Origin of the sequence: Lacisediminihabitans profunda, from assembly GCF_008040105.1 — a bacterium.
In the GTDB taxonomy this organism is placed as follows: Bacteria; Actinomycetota; Actinomycetes; order Actinomycetales; family Microbacteriaceae; genus Lacisediminihabitans; species Lacisediminihabitans profunda.
This window is the reverse complement of record NZ_VRMG01000006.1, coordinates 101,307-118,105: the sequence shown is the minus strand read 5'-3', so window position 1 is coordinate 118,105 and position 16,799 is coordinate 101,307. Positions and strand designations below refer to the sequence as shown.

Sequence of the window (16,799 nt, the reverse complement as noted above, 5' to 3'; positions counted from 1 at the left end):
CCACGGATTGCATGGATTTCGGAAGTGGAACGGAGTGGAGAAGTGGAGCGGAGAAGAGGAGCGGTGCGGAACCGCCGTGGACGGCGGGCGCCGCGGCGCCGACGGGGCTAGGAGGCCTTGATGGAGCGGCGAGCGGCGAGCTCGTCCGTGACGTCGGGACGTTCTGAGTCGAGTTCGACGAGGGAGCTCTCCACCTCGCGCAGAACCTTGCCGACAGCAATGCCGAAGACGCCCTGACCGCGGCTCACGAGGTCGATGACCTCGTCGTTCGAGGTGCACAGGTACACGCTCGCCCCGTCGCTCATGAGCGTCGTCTGGGCGAGGTCGTTCACGCCGGACTCGCGCAGCTGATTGACGGCCGTGCGGATCTGCTGCAGCGAGATTCCGGTGTCGAGCAGGCGCTTGACCAGCTTGAGCACGAGGATGTCGCGGAAGCCGTAGAGGCGCTGCGAGCCGGATCCGGCCGCACCCCGCACCGTCGGCTCGACGAGTTCGGTTCGAGCCCAGTAGTCCAGCTGGCGGTAGCTGATGCCGGCGGCGCGTGCCGCGACGGCTCCGCGATAACCGGCGGAATCATCGAGGTCGGGAAGACCGTCGGTGAAGAGCAAACCGAGGTCGTAACGAGAATCCTCGTTCCGTGTGTTTGGCTCGCTCATCTGACTGCCTTCCGCCTTGTCGACCGTCCTTAACGTTCAAGGAGTGGTTGATACTTCTGTCTTGTTCCACGTTACCGATGCGTTCACCCGGATCGGTGACATTGGCCAAGAACGTCATCGGCGTGTCGGTGCGGACCCGCGGGTTTCACCGTCGTTCCCGAGGAATTCCAGTTTAGGGGTCGAGCCTCGAGAGCGCCGAGCGAATGAGGCTGCTGCGCACAATCTCGAGCTGACCGGCGATCTCACGCGCGAGTTCGCCCGCCTTCGCCCTGCTCGACGCGTCTTTCCGTCGTGCGACGGGAATGAGCGCACTCTCGATGAGTCCGAGCTCCCGTTCGGCCGCCGCGCGGAATCCGCGCAGGTGCCGGGGCTCGATCCCCGAGCGCTGCAACTCCACCAGGGAACGCAGAACCGCGAGGGCCTCCTCGCCGTAGAGGTCGGTCGCGGCGATGAGCGACGACGACACGGCGTCGTTCAGCAGTTGCGGGGTCGCGCCGGCCTCCCGCACGAGCTCGTCGCGCTGGAAGCGTCTCTCCGTCGACAGGATGGACGGTGAGGCGAAGGTGGACCCGCCGGGCAACTCGGGTGCCCGGCCGGCATCCAGGTCGTCCAGGTAGCCCCTGATGACCTTGAGCGGCAGATAGTGGTCGCGCTGCATGGTGAGCACGAAGCGCAGCCGGTCGAGATCGGACGGGGAGAACTTGCGGTAGCCGGACTCGGTGCGCGCCGGGCAGATCAGCTGGCGTTCCTCGAGAAATCGCAACTTCGACGGCGTCAGGTCGGGGAATTCGGCCGTGAGCCGGGCAAGGACCTGCCCGATACTGAGAAGCGTCGGCGCCCCAGGCTCGCGAGCCTGGGCGGACGACCGCGCCACTACTTGCTCGCCAGGTGCGCGAGATCCACTCGGGACGCGTAGAAGGTGAGGCGGAACTTGCCCACCTGCACCTCAGCCCCGTCGGTGAGAAGCGCCGTGTCGATGCGCACGCCGTCGAAGTATGTGCCGTTGAGCGACCCGAGATCCCTGATCTCGAAAGTCGTCCCGTGCCTCAAGAACTCGGTGTGTCGACGCGAGACCGTGACATCGTCGAGAAAAATATCCGCATTCGGATGGCGACCGGCGGTGGTCACATCCGAATCCAGCAAAAAACGTGCCCCCACGTTCGGCCCCCGACGAACTACCAACAGCGCTGAACCGGACGGCAGGGCCGTGATGGCCTGCTGTTCCTCCGGCGAAACCTCTCCCTCGAGCGCGGCAAGCTGCGCCTCGAAATCACTGCTCAAGTGGAGGGTTGTGTCGTCCTCGCGAGGCCGGTTCTCTTCATTGTGATCCTGGTTTTCGGAATCAACCATGTCGAACCTCCCTTGCTTTCCTTAGCGCCCAAGCGTATCGGATTCGGACTGCGCGTCTACCCGGGGAATTCTGACCAGTCGGATGGTCTCGGCGAGGTAGATGAAGCCGGCCCACCAGTAGAGGAAGGCGCCCCACAGGGCGAAGGCCCAGCCGATCGGCGCGGTGATCCACGCGGCCGCCGGGAAGGCCTGGCCGATCATCAGGATGGGCAGGGCGTAGAACAGGCAGAACGTGGCCACCTTTCCCAGATGGTGCACGGGCAGGGGGCCGTAGCCGAAGTTCGCGAGGGTGATGCCGAGCGCGAGCAGCATCACGTCGCGGCCGACGATGACCGCGACGAGCCACCAGGGGATCACTCCACGCACGGCGAGGCCGATGAGCGCGGCGAAGATGAACAGCCGGTCGGCGGCCGGATCGAGGAGCTGGCCGAGCCGGGAGACCTGGTTGAGTCGCCGCGCGAGGATGCCGTCGAGGTAGTCGGTGATGCTCGAGACCACAAGGACGAGCAGCGCGTAGCCATCCTGAGCGAGCACGATGAGCACGAGGAAGACCGGCACGAGCAGCAGCCGGAGGAAGCTCAGGATGTTCGGGATCGTGAAGATCCGGGAACTCACCTGATTCCTCTGCTGTAGCTCCACAATTTCGAGTCTATCGATTGAGAGGCCCGGCGCTAGGATTCGAGGATGACTCCCCTGCTGGTCGTCGCCTGGATCGTGGCAGCAGCGTGTTGCCTCACCTGGGTCGCCTCCCTCGTCACGCGGGACACCTCCTGGGTGGACCGGATCTGGTCCATCGTGCCGGTCGGCTACCTCTGGGTGTTCGCGGGATTCGCGGGGCTCGCGGACGCCCGACTCACCGTGATGGCCGTGCTCGTGACCCTGTGGGGCGCGAGGCTCACCTTCAATTTCGCCCGCAAGGGCGGCTACAGCGGAGTGGAGGACTATCGCTGGGCCGTGTTGCGGCAGCGGATGCGCCCCTGGCAGTTCCAGGTCTTCAACCTCTTCTTCATCGTGCTCTACCAGAACGTGCTCCTCGCCCTCATCACACTGCCCGCCCTCACGGCCTTCGAGCACCGCGGAACCCCGTTCGGCATCCTCGACGGGCTCGTCGCCGCGGTGTTCCTGGCCCTTCTGGCCGGGGAGACCGTCGCCGACCAGCAGCAGTGGCGCTTTCAGGCCTGGAAGAAGGCGGAGCTCGCCGCCGGCCGGGTTCCGGACCCGCGGTTCCTGCAGTCCGGGCTGTTCCGCTACTCCCGCCACCCCAACTTCTTCTTCGAGCAGGCCCAGTGGTGGGCGCTCTTCCTCTTCGGCGCGATCGCCGCCGGCTCCCTCGCGCAGTGGACCGTGCTCGGCGCGCTGCTCCTCACCGTGCTGTTCATCGGATCGACCGCGTTCACCGAACGGATCACGCTCGGCCGCTATCCCGAATACGCGGACTACCAGGCGCGCACCTCGGCGGTCGTGCCGTGGCCGCCTCGACCGGCGCCGAAGGCGGCGCGGGCCTGAGCCCTAGCTCGGCTTGGGGAACGCCGCCCTCATGTGATCCGACGAGAGATAGTCGGAGACGCCGATCAGGATGAGGCTGAACACGATCTGCTCGGTGACCATCCACAGCGGGTAGAGCCCGGGGATCGCCGCGATCACGAGCGTGACCACGGGGAAGATCTTGCTGAACAGCTTGAGCCTGCTGTAGGCCCAGTAGTAGCCGCGCTGGGCCCGCCAGGCGAAGTAGAACAGGGTGACGGTGATCGCGAGCACGACCCCCGACCGCATCCAGACCGCCCACGGCACCGTGGAACCACGCGCGGTGAGCACGATCACTACGACCACAGCGCCGACGCCGAGCAGCACCTCCACGGCGAGCAGCCAGGCGATGGCCACGAAGGCGCGGCGGGTGGAGGGGTGCTCCCGCATCTCCTCGGGAATCGTGTACGCGGCTGTGCGACCGCCCGCGATGCGGTCGAGTCTGCGGAAGAGCGGTTCGAGCCGGTCGCCAAGGCCTCGTCGTGTCACCCTCCGAGCGTAGTCGGAGCGCCATCACCCCGCTGTCGGGGTGAGCGGGTAGCGTCGAGGCATGTCGTGCATCCGTTTCAACACCCCGGCCCAGCGTCAGGCCATGCGTGATCACCGCCCGGTGATGCTCACGAGTGACCAGGTCGCCTCCCTGCACCCGGCTCCCCCCGTGACCGAGAGCAAGATCTCCCGCCTGCGCACGCTCGCCGTGCACGCGAACCCCAAGATCCGGGAGAGCGTGGCGAGCAGTCCGCACGCCCCGGATGACCTGCTCGCGACCCTCGCGAAGGACGCGGACGAGGGCGTGCGCTCGTGCGTCGCCCGCAACGAGGGCACGCCCTGCGATGTGTTGCGCGGCCTCGCCGCGGACCCGTCCGAACGGGTCCGCGGCTTTCTGGCGCTCAACTTCTTCGTGCCCGCGGACGTGATGCACGCGCTCGCCGCTGACGACAGCGACGTGGTGCGCGGACTCGTCGACTGGAAGAGCAGCCTCGCCCGAGCCTGACGGGCGGAATGGGGCGCCGGTGGCTAGAGTCTGAGCATGGAACCGGGCGGCACGACGCGAGTCGACAGCTGGATCTGGGCCGTGCGGGTCGCAAAGACCCGGTCGGCCGCGACCGCCCTGTGCCGCGCCGGCCACGTGCAGGTCAATGGAGAACGAGCCAAGGCGGCCCAGCCGGTGAGGATCGGCGACGAAGTTCGAGTGCGCGGTCCGGAGACGGAGCGCACCCTGCGGGTGGCCAGACTCGTGGCCAAGCGCGTGGGCGCGGTGGTCGCCGCCGAGTGCTTCGAGGACCTCACCCCTCCCCCGCCGCCGCGCGAGGAGGTCGCCGCGACCGCCCACCGCGACCGCGGTGCCGGGCGTCCGACGAAGCGCGAGCGGCGCGACCTCGAGAAGCTCCGCGGCCGCTGACTGGCCGCGGCCGGCTGCGCGGGTTCAGCTGGCGAAGACCTCGGTGATGGTCGGTGCGCCGGCCGGCCCGGCCAGGACCTCGATGGCGTCGCCGGCCTCGATCACACCGGGCGTCACGACCCGGAGGTAGGCCCCCAGGCGTCTCTCGGCGGCGAAGCGCTTGACCCAGCCGGGCTCGTCCGGTCCGCCCACCCATCTCGCGAAGGTGGCGCAGGGAGAGCGGGGCATCGTCACCTCGACGACGACCGTCGAGCCGATGCGCCAGCGCTCGCCGATCCTCGCCGCCGAGACGTCGATTCCTTCGACCCGAAGGTTCTCGCCGAACCAGCCGGCCGGCAGTGGCCGTCCGAGCTCCTCCGCCCAGAAGTCCGCGTCATCCTGCGCGTAGGCATAGAGTGCCTTGTCCGCTCCCCCGTGATGCTTGCGGCTCGCCTGCACGTCGCCGTACAGGCCGAGGGTGCGTACCCGCACCGGACCGCCCACCGGACGCTTGTCGATCGCTGTGACGCCCACAGATCCGGCGTCCGCCAGCAGGGCGTGCACGACACAGGCGGCGATCAGACGAGGTGACATGCCTCATTCCTACCCGACTCTCGGCGCCATCGCCGCCGCGCCGGAGGTCGTATCGTGTAAACAGCATGTTTCCGATGCTATTTCGGCCCGTCTGGGCCGCCCAATCTCCCTAGGATGCCGGAATGACCGAAGCGACAGCGACCATCGCGCCCTCCAAGCCCACCATTGTCGAGCCAGGCGGAATCGAGGCGATTCCCGCCGACCGACGACACGGCTCGCCGTGGCAGTTGTTCGCCACCTGGACCGCTCCCAACCTCGAGTTCGCGACGATCTTCGTCGGTGTGATCGCCGTCGCGTTCTTCGGACTCGGCTTCTGGCAGGCCATCCTCGCCCTCGCCCTGGGCACGGCGGCCGGCGCGATCAGCCAGGGGCTTCTCTCCACCTGGGGTCCGCGCGAGGGCCTGGCCCAGATGGTGATCAGCCGAACCGCGTTCGGCTATCGGGGCAACATCCTGCCGGCCGCCCTGAACACGGCGATGGCCGGTCTGGGCTGGTTCGCGGTCAACTCGGTGAGCGGCGCGTTCGCCCTCACCACGCTCACCGGCATCCCGACAGTGCTGTCGCTGCTCATCGTCGTCGTGATCGAGGTGGCCGTCGCCTTCGTCGGCCACGACCTCGTGCAACTCTTCGAGCGCTACTCGAGCTACATCCTCGGCGCGATCTTCCTCGTCGCCACGATCACGATCTTCCTGCACGCGGACCTCGGCTTCGTGCAGAAGGGCGGCAGCAACTTCAGCGTGGCGGGGTTCACCCTCGCGGCCGGGGCCGCGTTCGGCTATGCGGCCGGCTGGAACCCCTACGCCTCCGACTACAGCCGTTATCTCAGGGCGGCCACGAGCAGGCGCACCATCGCCTGGGCCGCCGGGCTCGGCAACTTCGTCTCCTGCATCGTGCTGATGGCGGCGGGAGCCGCCGCCGCCACGATCGCCGGGTTCAACCCGGACGACCCGACCACCTCGTTCACCGCGACCATGCCGGTCATCCTGCGCGACCTCACCCTCGTCGCCATCACCGTCGGCGCCATCGCCGCCAACGCGCTCAACATCTACTCCGGGGCGATGTCATTCCTCGCTGCTGGCATCAAGATCCCGTTCGCCTGGCGCCGCGCGATCATCGCCCTCGGCTTCGGCGTGGTCGGCTTCTTCATCGCCTGGAGCGCCCTGCCCGACGCCGGCCACACCTACGAGAACTTCCTGCTGGTGATCGCCTACTGGATCGCCCCCTGGCTCGGCGTCGTGCTCGTCGACAGGTACCTGCGGCGCGGCACCGAGATCGGCACGATCGTGGCCGACAAGGCCAGGTATCGCAACGCCGCGGGGATCGTCGCGTTCCTGTTCGGACTCGTCGTGTCGGTCGTGCTCTTCTCCAACCAGCAGTTCTATGTGGGTGTCGTGCCCAAGGCGTGGGCCGCGGTCGGCGACCTCACCGCGATAGTCGGTCTCGTGCTCGCCGCCGCCGCCTATTACGTCCTCTTCCTCGCCATCCGGCCCCGCCTCGGCGGCCCGCTGGGCGATGCTCCCGACGTGCCCATCGGAATCGATGCAGCGGATGACGTCGCATGACCAGAGGTGAGATCTACGCGACCGACGCCGAGAAGCTCGCCGTCGCGGCGGCGGAGGCCAGGGCCGGGGCGGACGAGGGGGGAATCCCGATCGGCGCCGCGCTGTTCGCGTCCGATGGCACGCTGCTGGGCAGCGGTCACAACCGTCGAGTGCAGGATGGCGATGCGGCGATGCACGCCGAGACCAACGCGTTCCACAATGCCGGTCGCCAGCGCAGCTACCGGGACACGGTGATGGTGACCACGCTCTCGCCGTGCTGGTACTGCTCCGGCCTCGTGCGGCAGTTCGGCATCGGCCGGGTCGTGGTCGGCGACGACCGCAGCTTTCTCGGCGGCCAGGACTGGCTCGCCGAGAACGGGGTCGAGGTCACCGTCGTCAACGACCCGGTGCTCATCGCGATGATGGGTGAGTTCATCCACGAGCATCCCGCCCTCTGGAACGAGGACATCGGCGAGGACTGAATCGGCGGGTTCCGAGTCCCTGCGGTTCGTGCAGCTCAGCCCTCCCGGCTCGGCGTGAACCGCCCATACGGGGGTTACCGCGCCTGTCGGATTGGCTGAATGGGGAGTATCGTTAACGACGGTTGCCCCAGACCTCGGTCGCCGAGTCGCAGGTTGGATTTCTCTGGGAGGGCACCAAATGACCGAGGGTAATCGGTTTCGGGTTGGCAAAGCCCTCGACATGGCCGTCATCGATGTACTGAACCGCAGTGGGCTTGACCACGGCTTGGTCCCCCTTGTCTGGGTGATCGTGTCGTACCCCGAGGGAACCGTCATCGAGGGTCATCCACCCCTCGACTCGAGCGACCCAGACTTTCTCTGCGAGCTGTGGGCGAGTGCCCTCAACATGACGGAGTACGCCTACGACACCGGCGAGGGCGAGCGCGTCTGGTACCTCACCGACGGCCTGTGGCGGGTCGAGTTGTCGAGCCGCGCGAATTCGGTGCGCTCCGTCGCCTAGGGCTGCAACCGCTCCCCGGCGGTCGACAGCGCAAGGGCGTCGAACGCCCGACGCGCCCCCGGGTACCCGGTGAGCGACGTCCCCAGGCGATCGAGCGCATCCCGCCCGGCTTCCGCAAGTGCGAGCAGGCGGCCGGCCGCGTCGGCGAGTTCGTCCGCGGTGACGGTATTGGGGTCCAGCGCGATGCCGAACCCGGCGTCCTCCACCGCCGCGGCGCCGGCGAACTGATCGGTCGAGAACGGCAGGAGCAGCATCGGCACCCCCGCGGTCATCGACTCGGTGACGCTGTTGTTGCCGCCGTGGGAGACGGCGAGGGCCGAGTGCCCGAGCAGGGTGACCTGGGGCAGGAATCCGCGAACCAGCCAGTCGCGCGGAATCTCGCCGAGCTCGGCCGGATCGCTCGAGCCGGTCGCGATCGCCGCCCGCACCTCGAGACCGCGCAGCGCCTCGGCGACCCGGGCGAGCACGTCCCCGCGCACCGACAGGAAGCTCCCGAAACTCACGTAGACCACCGGGGTCTGCGATTCGGCGAGCCAGGTCTGCACCTCCGCGTCCGGCGCCTCCTCCCGCACCGCCGAGCCGATGAAGGCGTGCGGCGGGAGCAGGGCGGTGCGCGACCCGTCGTGGAGCTCGGCGGGGTAGTTGAGAAAAAGCAGGTCGCCGGTCTCGGCGAACGCGTCGGTGCTCGGCTCCGCCCGCGGATCGAGCTGAGCGAGCGCCGCGTTCCACTGCTCGGTGAACGAATCGCGAACCGTCTCGCAGAGGGTGCGCAACTCCTCCATCTGTCGCCGGTCCGGGTGGAAGGCGGTCGGCCACCGCGGCGGGAATCCATAGACCTCACCGGCCACCGGCAGGGCCGACGGATGCCCGAGCACGACATCCGCGTGCCGGTGCCGGCCGCTCACCAGGCCGAGTCGTGCGGAAAATGCGAGATGGTCGACGATGATCTGCTGCGGGTCGACCTCGCGCACGATCCGCTGCACCGCGCGGGCGGTCTCCACCGGGTTCCACAGCAGGTCGGCGCTGCGCGCCTGAGCCTGGAAAGACAGGGTCTCGATCATGCCGATTCGGGTGGCGTCGAAGAAGCCGCGAAGCGCGTCATCCTCTCCCGTCGGCTGGTCCTCGGCGCGTATCACCCCGGGGTTCGAGCCACGCCCGAGTTGCAGGTTCACGCGCTCGAAGCCGAACGAGGCGACGATGTCTGCGGTCGCCGGACCGCTCGCCACCACGACCCGCTCCCTCGCATCCCGCCACGCCGTGGCGAGGGTCGCGAGCGGGAAGAGGTGTGAGGCGTAGTCGGGGCTGATCACGAGCAGGGTCACGAGACGCTCAACTCCCACTCGAGCGTCTCGTTGGCCGCGGCGACGTCGCGATACACCCCGGACAGTGTGCTCGCCATCGCCTGGATGGTGAACAAGCGCTCCACCATGTCGGCGGCACGGGTGGCGAAGTCCATGCCGCTGGGGCCAGACGCCACATCGAGGGCATCCACCACCCCCTGGGCGAGCGCTGCGCCGTCCGTAGTATCGACGAGGAAGCCCGTCACTCGGTTCTCCACGTAGGTGGCCGGACCTCCGACGGCGGGGACCACGACCGGCAGACCGGCGGCCATCGCCTCGAGGATCGCCAGGCCGAACTCCTCCTTGAGGCTCGCGCAGACGTAGACGCCTCCCGCAGCGGCGAGCCCGGGCCGACCGTAACGCGCAGCGGCCAGCCAGCGGGCCACGGTGTCGTTGGAGCGGTGACCGGCCAGGATGAGCCCGCTCTCGAGCGCCTCGCCCCGGGGAATAGCCGCGTCCATGATGTCCAGCTCGCCCTGTTCATCACCGGACGGCCGGGCAAGATTGCCGCCGACCACGAGGAGATTGCACCGCTCCCGGAGCCGCGAGTCCGCCGCCCACGCCGAGACGAGCGTGCCCATGCCCTTCACCCGGTGGAGCCGTCCGACCGAAATGGCGAGCGGGAGACCGCGCCGGTGCTCGGGCAGAGACTGAAGCAGGGCATCCAGTTCCTCGAACGCCCTGGCACTCGACGCCTCGAGAAGAGTGGGTTCCTCCCTCGATTCCGACCACTGCGCCTCGGCGCAGGACTGTTGGATCACCGAGAGGTCGATGCCCTCAGGAATCACCGAATGGCGCTCCGGATGGGCCGTGATGTCGATGCCCACGAGCTCGCGCATGTCCCGGCCGAGCTCCGGCCGTGGGAACAGGACGGTGTGCGCGGCGTCCGCGGCGAGCCGCTGTACGAGACGCGCGCGGAACCAGAAGTGCTCCTTCTCGTCGACGGTGCCGAAGTTGGCCCTGGTCAGCGTGCCGGACTTCTGCAGCGACCGGATGACGCTGTGCGGGTCGGGCGCCACGGTGAAGACGACGGGGATGTCGAGTTCGCGGGCGACCGTCGAGGCCGCCAGAGTGCCGACGTCCGCCATCCGGAGGTGCACGGCATCGACGGTGCAGGCGGTGCGGAGGATGCGGCGGATGCCGCGCTGGGCGGCGATGCGCCGCGGCCACGCGTCGACGGAGGCCACGTCTCCACCGAGGAACGGCACCGCGGCGAAGGCGTGCCCGTCGAGCGTGGAGCCGACCTCGGGCAGGCTCGCGAGGGCGTCGTTGAAGTCGCCCCGCGACAGGGTGAGCACGCGCGCGACCGTCTCGGCGGACTCCGCGTGCGCCGCGCCTCGGCCGGAATGGCCATGGGCGACGAGCGAGTCGCCGAGTCGCACCAGGAGGGTGGCGATCCCGCCGTTGTCCCCGGCTCCCACCTGGGACAACTCGCGGTCGATGTCGGCGTGCAGAAACAGCTGGGCGACCGTGAGACCTCGGCTCCACGGCGCACGCGGCTCGGCGGTGGCGGTGAGGTCGAGCAGGGCGAGACGGGCCATGCCGGCGAGACCATCGTGCCCGCGGGACAGGTCGCTCACGATCGCGAGGACCGCCTCGTTCGGTTCGCGGTCGCCGAGCGCGGCGATCGCGGCGGCACGGACGTTGTCCCGCTCGTCGGTGTCGACGGCGACGGAGCGCAACACCCGTTCGGGGATGCGCCCGGAGACGAGGCCGATCGTCTCGACGAGACGCGCCCTGGCCTCGAAGTTCACCACGCCGAGCAGCGCCCCCTCGATGACGAGCGCCGCGTGCTCGGGGGCGGCCGAGGCCCACTGCTCGATCGTGCGCTGCGCGATCATCCCCGAGAAGCCGCCGGCGACGACCATCGAGACCAGACCGGACATCGCGTCGAACCGCGGCAGGCGCGACCCGAGCGCCCACGCCGCGTGCTCGCGCAGGAAGGTCGCCCCATGGCCGAGCAGCGACACGAGCGCGTCGTCGGCCGACTCGTCGAAGACCTGGCCGAGCGAGTGCACTGCGGCGATCGCCGTGACCTGGTCGAGCGGGTCGAGGGCGGCCTGGGTGAGCAGTCGAACCGCTCTCGTGCCGCCGTCCCGGCTGGCGGCGACCGTCAGGTCATCCGCGTAACGAATTCCCTCGACGATCGATGCGGCCTGCCGGATAAGGTCAAGGCTGGTTTGGGTTCCCACGTCGTTCCACCTCTCTCGGGCCCCCTGGGTCGTGCCTGTCGACCCGGGTGGGCATCGGTGTCGTGCGCTCGCACTGCACCGCACGGTACTCCCGTCAGGCGTTCGTAGCGGGAGCCCCAGCAGATTGTCAGCTAGCTGATCTTTACCGGCGAACCTGAGGAAACGCTGCTGATCGGCGGGCGTCGCGAAAACGCGAACGACCGCGACGTGGGCGTCGCGGTCGTTCGGTCGTGCGGAGGCGGTCAGCGCTTCTTGTAGTAGTCCTTCCAGACCAGCCGGTGGAGCGGAATCCACCGGGGGATGGTGCGCAGGCCCGGAATGAACGGCACGATCGCCAGCAGCAGGGTGAGCACCCCCATGATCACCACCACGAGGATGTCGGCGTTCGCCGCCGACTTCACCGGCTCGATCTGGTAGAAGAACGAGAAGAGCCACAGCCAGGACTGCCCGGGGTAGTTGCCGGTCTCGTTCATCATTCCCCACTGGTCCCCGGTGAGATGCTGGGAAGTGGCCAGGTCCGGGAAGTAGGTTCCGTCACCCAGGAACAGGATGGTCGGGGTGTAGTCGGTGTTGTAGAAGGATCCCCGGGACTGCAGCACACCGTCGAGGGAACCCTCCTGGGCCATCGCGAGGAGGCTGCCGGTCAACGCCGGAACCGGACCGTACGATCCGTCGGCGACCTTCGCCGGGTCATTGTCCGGCGCCTTGTCGAGGGCCTTCGAGTAGGCCGCCGTCCAGTCGGTGCGCTGCTTGTCGCTCGCGGTGGTCCAGGTGGCGATCTCCTTGGGCGGGTTCGGAAGGGTCGACAGCGGGTGGATCACCAGATCCTTGGCCGTGTCGATCGGGATGCGCACTCCGGAGAAGCTCTGCAGGTCGATCGGGCCCAGGGTCTGGGTGGCGTCGGGAGTCGAGTTGTACGGCGGTCCGTATCCCGCCGTCTCGCTGGTTCCGCCGAGCTCGGCCGTCGCGGTCGCCACGAAGTCTGCCGGCTTCGCGTTGGCCCACGTCTTGAGGGTGATGCTCGGGTCGTCCGGCGAACTCAGGATGAGGGAGACGCCCACCACGAGCACGGTCACGACGATCACTCCGATCGTGAGCTCCTTGAACAGGTCGTATTCGCGCACCTGGCCCTTCCACGGGCGGCCGGCGATGCCAGTGCCCTTACGCCAGGACATGGGGCTGAGGGGCTTGCTCATCGCGCGACCTCCGTCGGTTCCTCGGTCGGCTGTTGAAGAGTCTGCGCCTGCGGCACCGGCTGCGGCGCAGGCTGAAGCTGCGCGTCCGTGTCCGCCGCGTCGAGCGGAGGCACCACCCCGTGCACGCGCACGAGGATCACGTGGAACGCCACGATCGCGGCGACGGCGAGTGGCAGCAGCACGATGTGCCACATGAAGATCTGGCCGAGGTTGGCCACGTTGAACCAGGCGCCGATGCCCACGGCGTTGAGTGCATCCTTGCCTTCGAACGCGATCCACTGCGAGTCGAAGTTGGTCTGCAGAAGGTAGCCGGTGAAGGCGGCGACGATCGACACCGCGAACGAGACGACCCCGGTGATCCAGGTGAGAACGCGTCCACCGCGCCACGCCGCCATCCAGTACTTGCCCCAGAGGTGCACGACCATGAAGAGGAAGAAGAACTCGACGCTCCACAGGTGGGTGCTGTTGATAAAGTGGCCGAATCCGGAGACGTGCCACCACAGCGGCCCGTTGAGGCTCAGGATCAGCCCGGAGACGATGATGATCACGAGCGAGGCGATTGCCCCCATCCCGAACACATAGATCCACGAAGCGACGTAGCTCGGCTGGTCCTGGGGCAGGAGCTTGTCTGGGGGCAGTTTCTTCAGCACCCAGCGACGCGTCTTCCCCGTCCAGGTGTAGAACTCCTCTTCGGGCTCGGCGTGCTGACCGGTCGATCCGGTCGGCGCGCTCACTTGCGCCTCTTGGCTGCGGGGAACGGCAAGACCAGGGCGAGGGCGAACAGCACGAGCATGACGATGATGACGACGAAATTGCCGAGCTGGATGACGAAATCACCCCAGCCCAGATAGATTGCCGGGCTTTCACCAGCGGCTAGTGCGAGCAGACTGTTCATGCGGACCTCCGGATGCGAACCATTTGATTCGAACCGTATTGCCGCGGCGTGCATCCGCGCGGGACCTTGGTCCCGACAGGCCGTCCGTGCTAGTTGTGCTGCTCTGGCAGGATGGTTGATTGGGTGTGACGACTCGCTTCAGTCGGTGAACGTGAGCGAGGTCCTCGTGTCCCACGCTGATGCTGCTTTGACTCCGAAACACCGTTAAGGACGTTCGCGTGTGGCCGTCGGCGGCCCTCTGGCGGGGCCGCCCGCGACGGTCGGGCCCTGTTCTGCAGGACGGGCCCTGTTCTGCAGAACGGACCCTGTTCTGCAGGACGGGCCCCGGTGGTGTCGGTGCCTACCCCGCAGACTCTGGTTGTGCAGGACAGCTTGTGCAGGACACTGCAGGGGTGCTGCGACCCGAACGGTCCCGGTCTGCAGGACGCTCCCGTGGATTCTGCACCGATCGTCCTCGCCATCCGCCCGAGGCGTCCTGCACAACCCGTCCTGCCGTCCTGCACAAGCCGTCCTGCACAACTGGAGTCTGTGGGGTGGGCACCCGTGGACGGCGGAGCCGTCCTGCACCACCCGTCCTGCACAACTGGAGTCTGCAGGGCGGACACCCGTGGACGGTGGCACCGTCCTGCACAACGCGTGCCAGGGGCAAGGGAGTGCCGCACACTGGCGGGGACAGGCGGGCCGGAAACGCCCTCCTGGCCTGGCCTCACACCGCGATCGGAGCGCGCCCACCCATCAGCTGGTCAACGAACGTCCCTGGGCAGTACACCTAGTCGCGCAGGGCGCGCCTCTCCAGCACGCCGCGCACGAAGGCCGCCTGGCCCACGTGCTGGAGGTCATCACTGATCACGCTGACGAGACGCGTCGCGAGCGTCACCGGGGGGACCCAGTGCTGGTCGACGATTCGGTCGAGGTCGGTGTCCGAGAGGGTCGTGAGATAGCGGACTGTGCGGTCGTGCACGTCGTCGTGGTACCCGATGAACCTGTCCCGGCTGATGTCGCACACCCTCGCGACGTCGGACGAGGTGTGCCCGTAGCCGGTCGACCTCAACTCGAACGGGAGCGCGAACCGCTCGGCCCAGCCATCGGCGGTCCAGGCCTGTTCGGTGCCGGCGACCGCCGCGACGTGATCGTCCTGCACGCGACTGAGATGCCACAGAAGCCAGCCGATGGAGTTGGCGCCGTCATCGACGCGTGCCGAGAGTTGTTCGGGGCTCAGCCCCTTGGCGGCGTGGTGCACGGAGTCCCTGACTCGGTCGAAGGCGTCGATGAGAAGCGCGGCGGTGGTGGTCATGGTTCGACCGTACGCGCGCCACAATCGGCGGGTAGGGTCCTTCTACCCAGAGCCCGACACGAGTCGACCGGCTCACGCCTCCCGCGGCGTCGGAGCGCCGGACGCCACCGGCTCGAGCCGGAAGATGCGCAGGGTGCGGCCGGACTGACGCTCATACTCGCGATAGTTCGGCCATTGGGCCTCGATCAGCCTCCAGACCCGTTCACGCTCCTCATCGCCCACGATGGTCGCCAGCACCGGGATGCTCCTGCCCCGCACGATCGCCGTCGCCCGGGGTTCGGCGAGCAGGTTCGCGGTCCACGCCGGGTGGTCTTCGCGGGCGAAGTTGCTGCCGACCACGAGCATCCGACCCCGCCCCTCCGGGCAGTACATGAGGGTCGTCTCGTGCTCGAGTCCCGACTTGGCCCCCGTCGTGCGCAGCACGAGGGACGGCACGAGCAGCCCGCTCAGCGGCACCGTGCCGCGGGTCAGAACGGTCATCGCCCGCTCGAGGGGAGGCATGACAACCGGGCCGAACCGACGGAAGAGTGCCGTGCGGGTGAACGCCGCCACGGCCACTCGAACGCCGCGCACCAGGGATGCCATTGCTGCATTCTGTTCGAAAAATCTCGTTCGCGCTGCATCAGCGGGAATACTCACGGCGGCGCGAGCGCTGTTGTCCCCGTGAAACGTATCGGATTCCTGTCCTTCGGCCACTGGCAACCCGTGCCGGGATCCGAGACCAGAACGGCGCGGGACGCCCTGCTGCAGACCGTGGAGCTGGCCGTAGCCGCCGAGGAGATCGGAATCGACGGGGCCTACGTGCGCGTGCACCACTTCGCCCCCCAGCTCGCCTCCCCCTTCCCCCTGCTCGCCGCCATGGCGGCGCGCACGAGCCGCATCGAGGTAGGCACCGGCGTCATCGACATGCGCTACGAGAACCCCCTCTACATGGCAGAAGAGGCGGCAGTCACCGACCTCCTGAGCGGCGGGCGACTGCAGCTCGGAGTCAGCCGCGGGTCACCCGAGACGGCCCTGCGCGGCTCGGAGGCCTTCGGTTACGTGCCAGCCGACGGCAGAACGGATTCCGACGACGCGCGCACACACACCGCGCTGTTTCGCGCGGCAATCGACGGCGCCGGCGTCGCGATGGCCAACCCGCAGGTCACCGGCACCTCGGGGGCGCTCGCGATCCAGCCTCAGTCCCCCGGCCTGGCGGACCGCATCTGGTGGGGATCCGGCACGCGCCAGACCGCCAGATGGACCGCGGAGCAGGGCATGAATCTGATGAGTTCGACTCTTCTCACCGAGGACACCGGCGTGCCGTTCGACGAACTGCAGGCCGAGCAGATCGCCATCTTCCGGGCGGCCTGGGCCGAAGCCGGCTGGCAGCGTGAGCCCAGAGTGTCGGTGAGCCGAAGCGTCCTGCCGATCGTGACGGACCTGGACCGTCGATATTTCGGAGGCCGGTCCGCCGAGAACACCGACCAGGTCGGCTACCTCGATGGCGGGGTCGCCCGATTCGGCAAGAGCTACGTGGGCGAGCCGGACGCGATCGCCGATGAACTGAGCAGGGATGCGGCCGTTCGGGAGGCAGACACCGTGCTGCTCACCGTGCCGAACCAGCTCGGAGTCGACTACAACGCCCACCTCCTCGAGACGATCGCCCGGCACGTGGCTCCGGCTCTCGGCTGGCGGCCGAACCTCGACTGACGTCGGGACGGCAGCCGACCGACTGACCGCCACGAATCGTCATACGATTTGGCGCGCCCGCACCGGGAGACAAGCATGGCTCACGGGTTCGGGGATCACGTCGGCGCAGACGCCGGTCTGACAGACCGTGGATTCCTCATGGGCGGCGTGCCCGCGCCAGCCG

20 protein-coding genes are annotated in these 16,799 nt (G+C 68.2%); 7 read left to right on the top strand and 13 right to left on the bottom strand.

Going from position 1 to position 16,799, the window contains the following annotated elements:
* Nucleotides 1-107: 107 nt before the first annotated feature.
* The 4 genes from FVP33_RS09105 to FVP33_RS09090 form a co-directional block, all read right to left on the bottom strand.
* Nucleotides 108-656, bottom strand: a complete 549-nt coding sequence (locus tag FVP33_RS09105) for a MerR family transcriptional regulator (RefSeq protein ID WP_147783345.1) — start codon at nucleotides 654-656, stop codon at nucleotides 108-110.
* A 172-nt stretch (nucleotides 657-828) separates the two neighbouring features.
* Nucleotides 829-1,530: a transcriptional regulator FtsR gene (gene ftsR / locus FVP33_RS09100; protein WP_147783344.1), complete on the bottom strand. Its 702-nt coding sequence runs from the start codon at nucleotides 1,528-1,530 to the stop codon at nucleotides 829-831.
* Complete coding sequence (locus tag FVP33_RS09095) at nucleotides 1,530-2,006, bottom strand: FHA domain-containing protein (protein ID WP_147783343.1); 477 nt, start codon at nucleotides 2,004-2,006, stop codon at nucleotides 1,530-1,532. Before FVP33_RS09095 ends, ftsR begins: the two co-directional genes overlap by 1 nt.
* Nucleotides 2,007-2,027: 21 nt before the next feature.
* Nucleotides 2,028-2,621 carry a CDP-alcohol phosphatidyltransferase family protein gene (locus FVP33_RS09090; protein WP_246142270.1) on the bottom strand — a complete coding sequence of 198 codons (594 nt, stop codon included), beginning with the start codon at nucleotides 2,619-2,621 and terminating at the stop codon, nucleotides 2,028-2,030.
* A gap of 69 nt (nucleotides 2,622-2,690) precedes the next feature.
* Between FVP33_RS09090 and FVP33_RS09085 the strand changes: the two genes are divergently transcribed.
* On the top strand, nucleotides 2,691-3,512 hold the full coding sequence (locus FVP33_RS09085; protein ID WP_147783342.1) for a DUF1295 domain-containing protein: 822 nt from the start codon (nucleotides 2,691-2,693) through the stop codon (nucleotides 3,510-3,512).
* A gap of 3 nt (nucleotides 3,513-3,515) precedes the next feature.
* Here the strand turns inward: FVP33_RS09085 and FVP33_RS09080 are convergent, their stop codons facing one another.
* Nucleotides 3,516-4,019, bottom strand: a complete 504-nt coding sequence (locus FVP33_RS09080; protein ID WP_147783341.1) for a hypothetical protein — start codon at nucleotides 4,017-4,019, stop codon at nucleotides 3,516-3,518.
* 61 nt (nucleotides 4,020-4,080) lie between these two features.
* Here FVP33_RS09080 and FVP33_RS09075 point away from each other — a divergent pair, with 61 nt between their 5' ends.
* Both FVP33_RS09075 and FVP33_RS09070 read left to right on the top strand, forming a co-directional pair.
* Nucleotides 4,081-4,524 (top strand): hypothetical protein, encoded by a 444-nt coding sequence (locus tag FVP33_RS09075; RefSeq protein ID WP_147783340.1) that lies wholly within the window; start codon nucleotides 4,081-4,083, stop codon nucleotides 4,522-4,524.
* Nucleotides 4,525-4,560: 36 nt separating this feature from the next.
* Nucleotides 4,561-4,932, top strand: coding sequence for an RNA-binding S4 domain-containing protein (locus FVP33_RS09070; RefSeq protein ID WP_147783339.1), 372 nt, complete (start codon nucleotides 4,561-4,563; stop codon nucleotides 4,930-4,932).
* Nucleotides 4,933-4,956: 24 nt separating this feature from the next.
* Here FVP33_RS09070 and FVP33_RS09065 read toward each other — a convergent pair whose 3' ends face one another.
* Entirely contained in the window at nucleotides 4,957-5,505 is a 549-nt protein-coding gene (locus FVP33_RS09065; protein WP_147783338.1) for an MOSC domain-containing protein, read from the bottom strand.
* Between the two features lie 122 nt (nucleotides 5,506-5,627).
* Between FVP33_RS09065 and FVP33_RS09060 the strand changes: the two genes are divergently transcribed.
* The 3 genes from FVP33_RS09060 (at nucleotide 5,628) to FVP33_RS09050 (ending at nucleotide 8,027) form a co-directional block, all read left to right on the top strand.
* Nucleotides 5,628-7,067 carry a purine-cytosine permease family protein gene (locus FVP33_RS09060; RefSeq protein WP_147783337.1) on the top strand — a complete coding sequence of 480 codons (1,440 nt, stop codon included), beginning with the start codon at nucleotides 5,628-5,630 and terminating at the stop codon, nucleotides 7,065-7,067.
* Complete coding sequence (locus FVP33_RS09055; protein WP_147783336.1) at nucleotides 7,064-7,528, top strand: nucleoside deaminase; 465 nt, start codon at nucleotides 7,064-7,066, stop codon at nucleotides 7,526-7,528. The genes FVP33_RS09060 and FVP33_RS09055 overlap by 4 nt, the downstream gene beginning before the upstream one ends.
* A gap of 178 nt (nucleotides 7,529-7,706) precedes the next feature.
* A complete protein-coding gene (locus FVP33_RS09050; protein WP_147783335.1) occupies nucleotides 7,707-8,027 on the top strand; it encodes a hypothetical protein in 321 nt (106 codons plus the stop codon).
* Here the strand turns inward: FVP33_RS09050 and FVP33_RS09045 are convergent.
* The 7 genes from FVP33_RS09045 to FVP33_RS09020 form a co-directional block, all read right to left on the bottom strand.
* The gene (locus FVP33_RS09045; RefSeq protein ID WP_147783401.1) at nucleotides 8,024-9,349 is read right to left on the bottom strand and encodes a nucleotide disphospho-sugar-binding domain-containing protein; all 1,326 of its coding nucleotides are present in this window, start codon (nucleotides 9,347-9,349) and stop codon (nucleotides 8,024-8,026) included. The genes FVP33_RS09050 and FVP33_RS09045 overlap by 4 nt on opposite strands.
* The gene (locus FVP33_RS09040; RefSeq protein ID WP_147783334.1) at nucleotides 9,346-11,559 is read right to left on the bottom strand and encodes a glycosyltransferase; all 2,214 of its coding nucleotides are present in this window, start codon (nucleotides 11,557-11,559) and stop codon (nucleotides 9,346-9,348) included. The genes FVP33_RS09045 and FVP33_RS09040 overlap by 4 nt, the downstream gene beginning before the upstream one ends.
* A gap of 242 nt (nucleotides 11,560-11,801) precedes the next feature.
* The gene (locus tag FVP33_RS09035; RefSeq protein ID WP_246142269.1) at nucleotides 11,802-12,755 is read right to left on the bottom strand and encodes a hypothetical protein; all 954 of its coding nucleotides are present in this window, start codon (nucleotides 12,753-12,755) and stop codon (nucleotides 11,802-11,804) included.
* The gene (locus FVP33_RS09030; RefSeq protein ID WP_147783333.1) at nucleotides 12,752-13,489 is read right to left on the bottom strand and encodes a cytochrome b N-terminal domain-containing protein; all 738 of its coding nucleotides are present in this window, start codon (nucleotides 13,487-13,489) and stop codon (nucleotides 12,752-12,754) included. Before FVP33_RS09030 ends, FVP33_RS09035 begins: the two co-directional genes overlap by 4 nt.
* Nucleotides 13,486-13,650 carry a hypothetical protein gene (locus tag FVP33_RS19480; RefSeq protein ID WP_187270647.1) on the bottom strand — a complete coding sequence of 55 codons (165 nt, stop codon included), beginning with the start codon at nucleotides 13,648-13,650 and terminating at the stop codon, nucleotides 13,486-13,488. Before FVP33_RS19480 ends, FVP33_RS09030 begins: the two co-directional genes overlap by 4 nt.
* 769 nt (nucleotides 13,651-14,419) lie before the next feature.
* A complete protein-coding gene (locus FVP33_RS09025) occupies nucleotides 14,420-14,944 on the bottom strand; it encodes a mycothiol transferase (RefSeq protein ID WP_147783332.1) in 525 nt (174 codons plus the stop codon).
* A 72-nt stretch (nucleotides 14,945-15,016) separates the two neighbouring features.
* A complete protein-coding gene (locus FVP33_RS09020; protein WP_147783331.1) occupies nucleotides 15,017-15,529 on the bottom strand; it encodes a nitroreductase/quinone reductase family protein in 513 nt (170 codons plus the stop codon).
* A 78-nt stretch (nucleotides 15,530-15,607) separates the two neighbouring features.
* Between FVP33_RS09020 and FVP33_RS09015 the strand changes: the two genes are divergently transcribed.
* Nucleotides 15,608-16,636, top strand: a complete 1,029-nt coding sequence (locus FVP33_RS09015; protein WP_147783330.1) for an LLM class flavin-dependent oxidoreductase — start codon at nucleotides 15,608-15,610, stop codon at nucleotides 16,634-16,636.
* Nucleotides 16,637-16,799 lie beyond the last annotated feature (163 nt).

What these genes read in the sequence shown, in the direction of transcription:
- FVP33_RS09020 (WP_147783331.1), bottom strand. Translation starts at nt 15,529, where the DNA reads ATGGCATCCCTGGTGCGCGGCGTTCGAGTGGCCGTGGCGGCGTTCACC.
- FVP33_RS09085 (WP_147783342.1), top strand. Translation starts at nt 2,691, where the DNA reads ATGACTCCCCTGCTGGTCGTCGCCTGGATCGTGGCAGCAGCGTGTTGC.
- FVP33_RS09055 (WP_147783336.1), top strand. Translation starts at nt 7,064, where the DNA reads ATGACCAGAGGTGAGATCTACGCGACCGACGCCGAGAAGCTCGCCGTC.
- FVP33_RS09075 (WP_147783340.1), top strand. Translation starts at nt 4,081, where the DNA reads ATGTCGTGCATCCGTTTCAACACCCCGGCCCAGCGTCAGGCCATGCGT.
- FVP33_RS19480 (WP_187270647.1), bottom strand. Translation starts at nt 13,650, where the DNA reads ATGAACAGTCTGCTCGCACTAGCCGCTGGTGAAAGCCCGGCAATCTAT.
- FVP33_RS09050 (WP_147783335.1), top strand. Translation starts at nt 7,707, where the DNA reads ATGACCGAGGGTAATCGGTTTCGGGTTGGCAAAGCCCTCGACATGGCC.
- FVP33_RS09035 (WP_246142269.1), bottom strand. Translation starts at nt 12,755, where the DNA reads ATGAGCAAGCCCCTCAGCCCCATGTCCTGGCGTAAGGGCACTGGCATC.
- FVP33_RS09105 (WP_147783345.1), bottom strand. Translation starts at nt 656, where the DNA reads ATGAGCGAGCCAAACACACGGAACGAGGATTCTCGTTACGACCTCGGT.
- FVP33_RS09065 (WP_147783338.1), bottom strand. Translation starts at nt 5,505, where the DNA reads ATGTCACCTCGTCTGATCGCCGCCTGTGTCGTGCACGCCCTGCTGGCG.
- FVP33_RS09060 (WP_147783337.1), top strand. Translation starts at nt 5,628, where the DNA reads ATGACCGAAGCGACAGCGACCATCGCGCCCTCCAAGCCCACCATTGTC.
- FVP33_RS09095 (WP_147783343.1), bottom strand. Translation starts at nt 2,006, where the DNA reads ATGGTTGATTCCGAAAACCAGGATCACAATGAAGAGAACCGGCCTCGC.
- FVP33_RS09070 (WP_147783339.1), top strand. Translation starts at nt 4,561, where the DNA reads ATGGAACCGGGCGGCACGACGCGAGTCGACAGCTGGATCTGGGCCGTG.
- FVP33_RS09025 (WP_147783332.1), bottom strand. Translation starts at nt 14,944, where the DNA reads ATGACCACCACCGCCGCGCTTCTCATCGACGCCTTCGACCGAGTCAGG.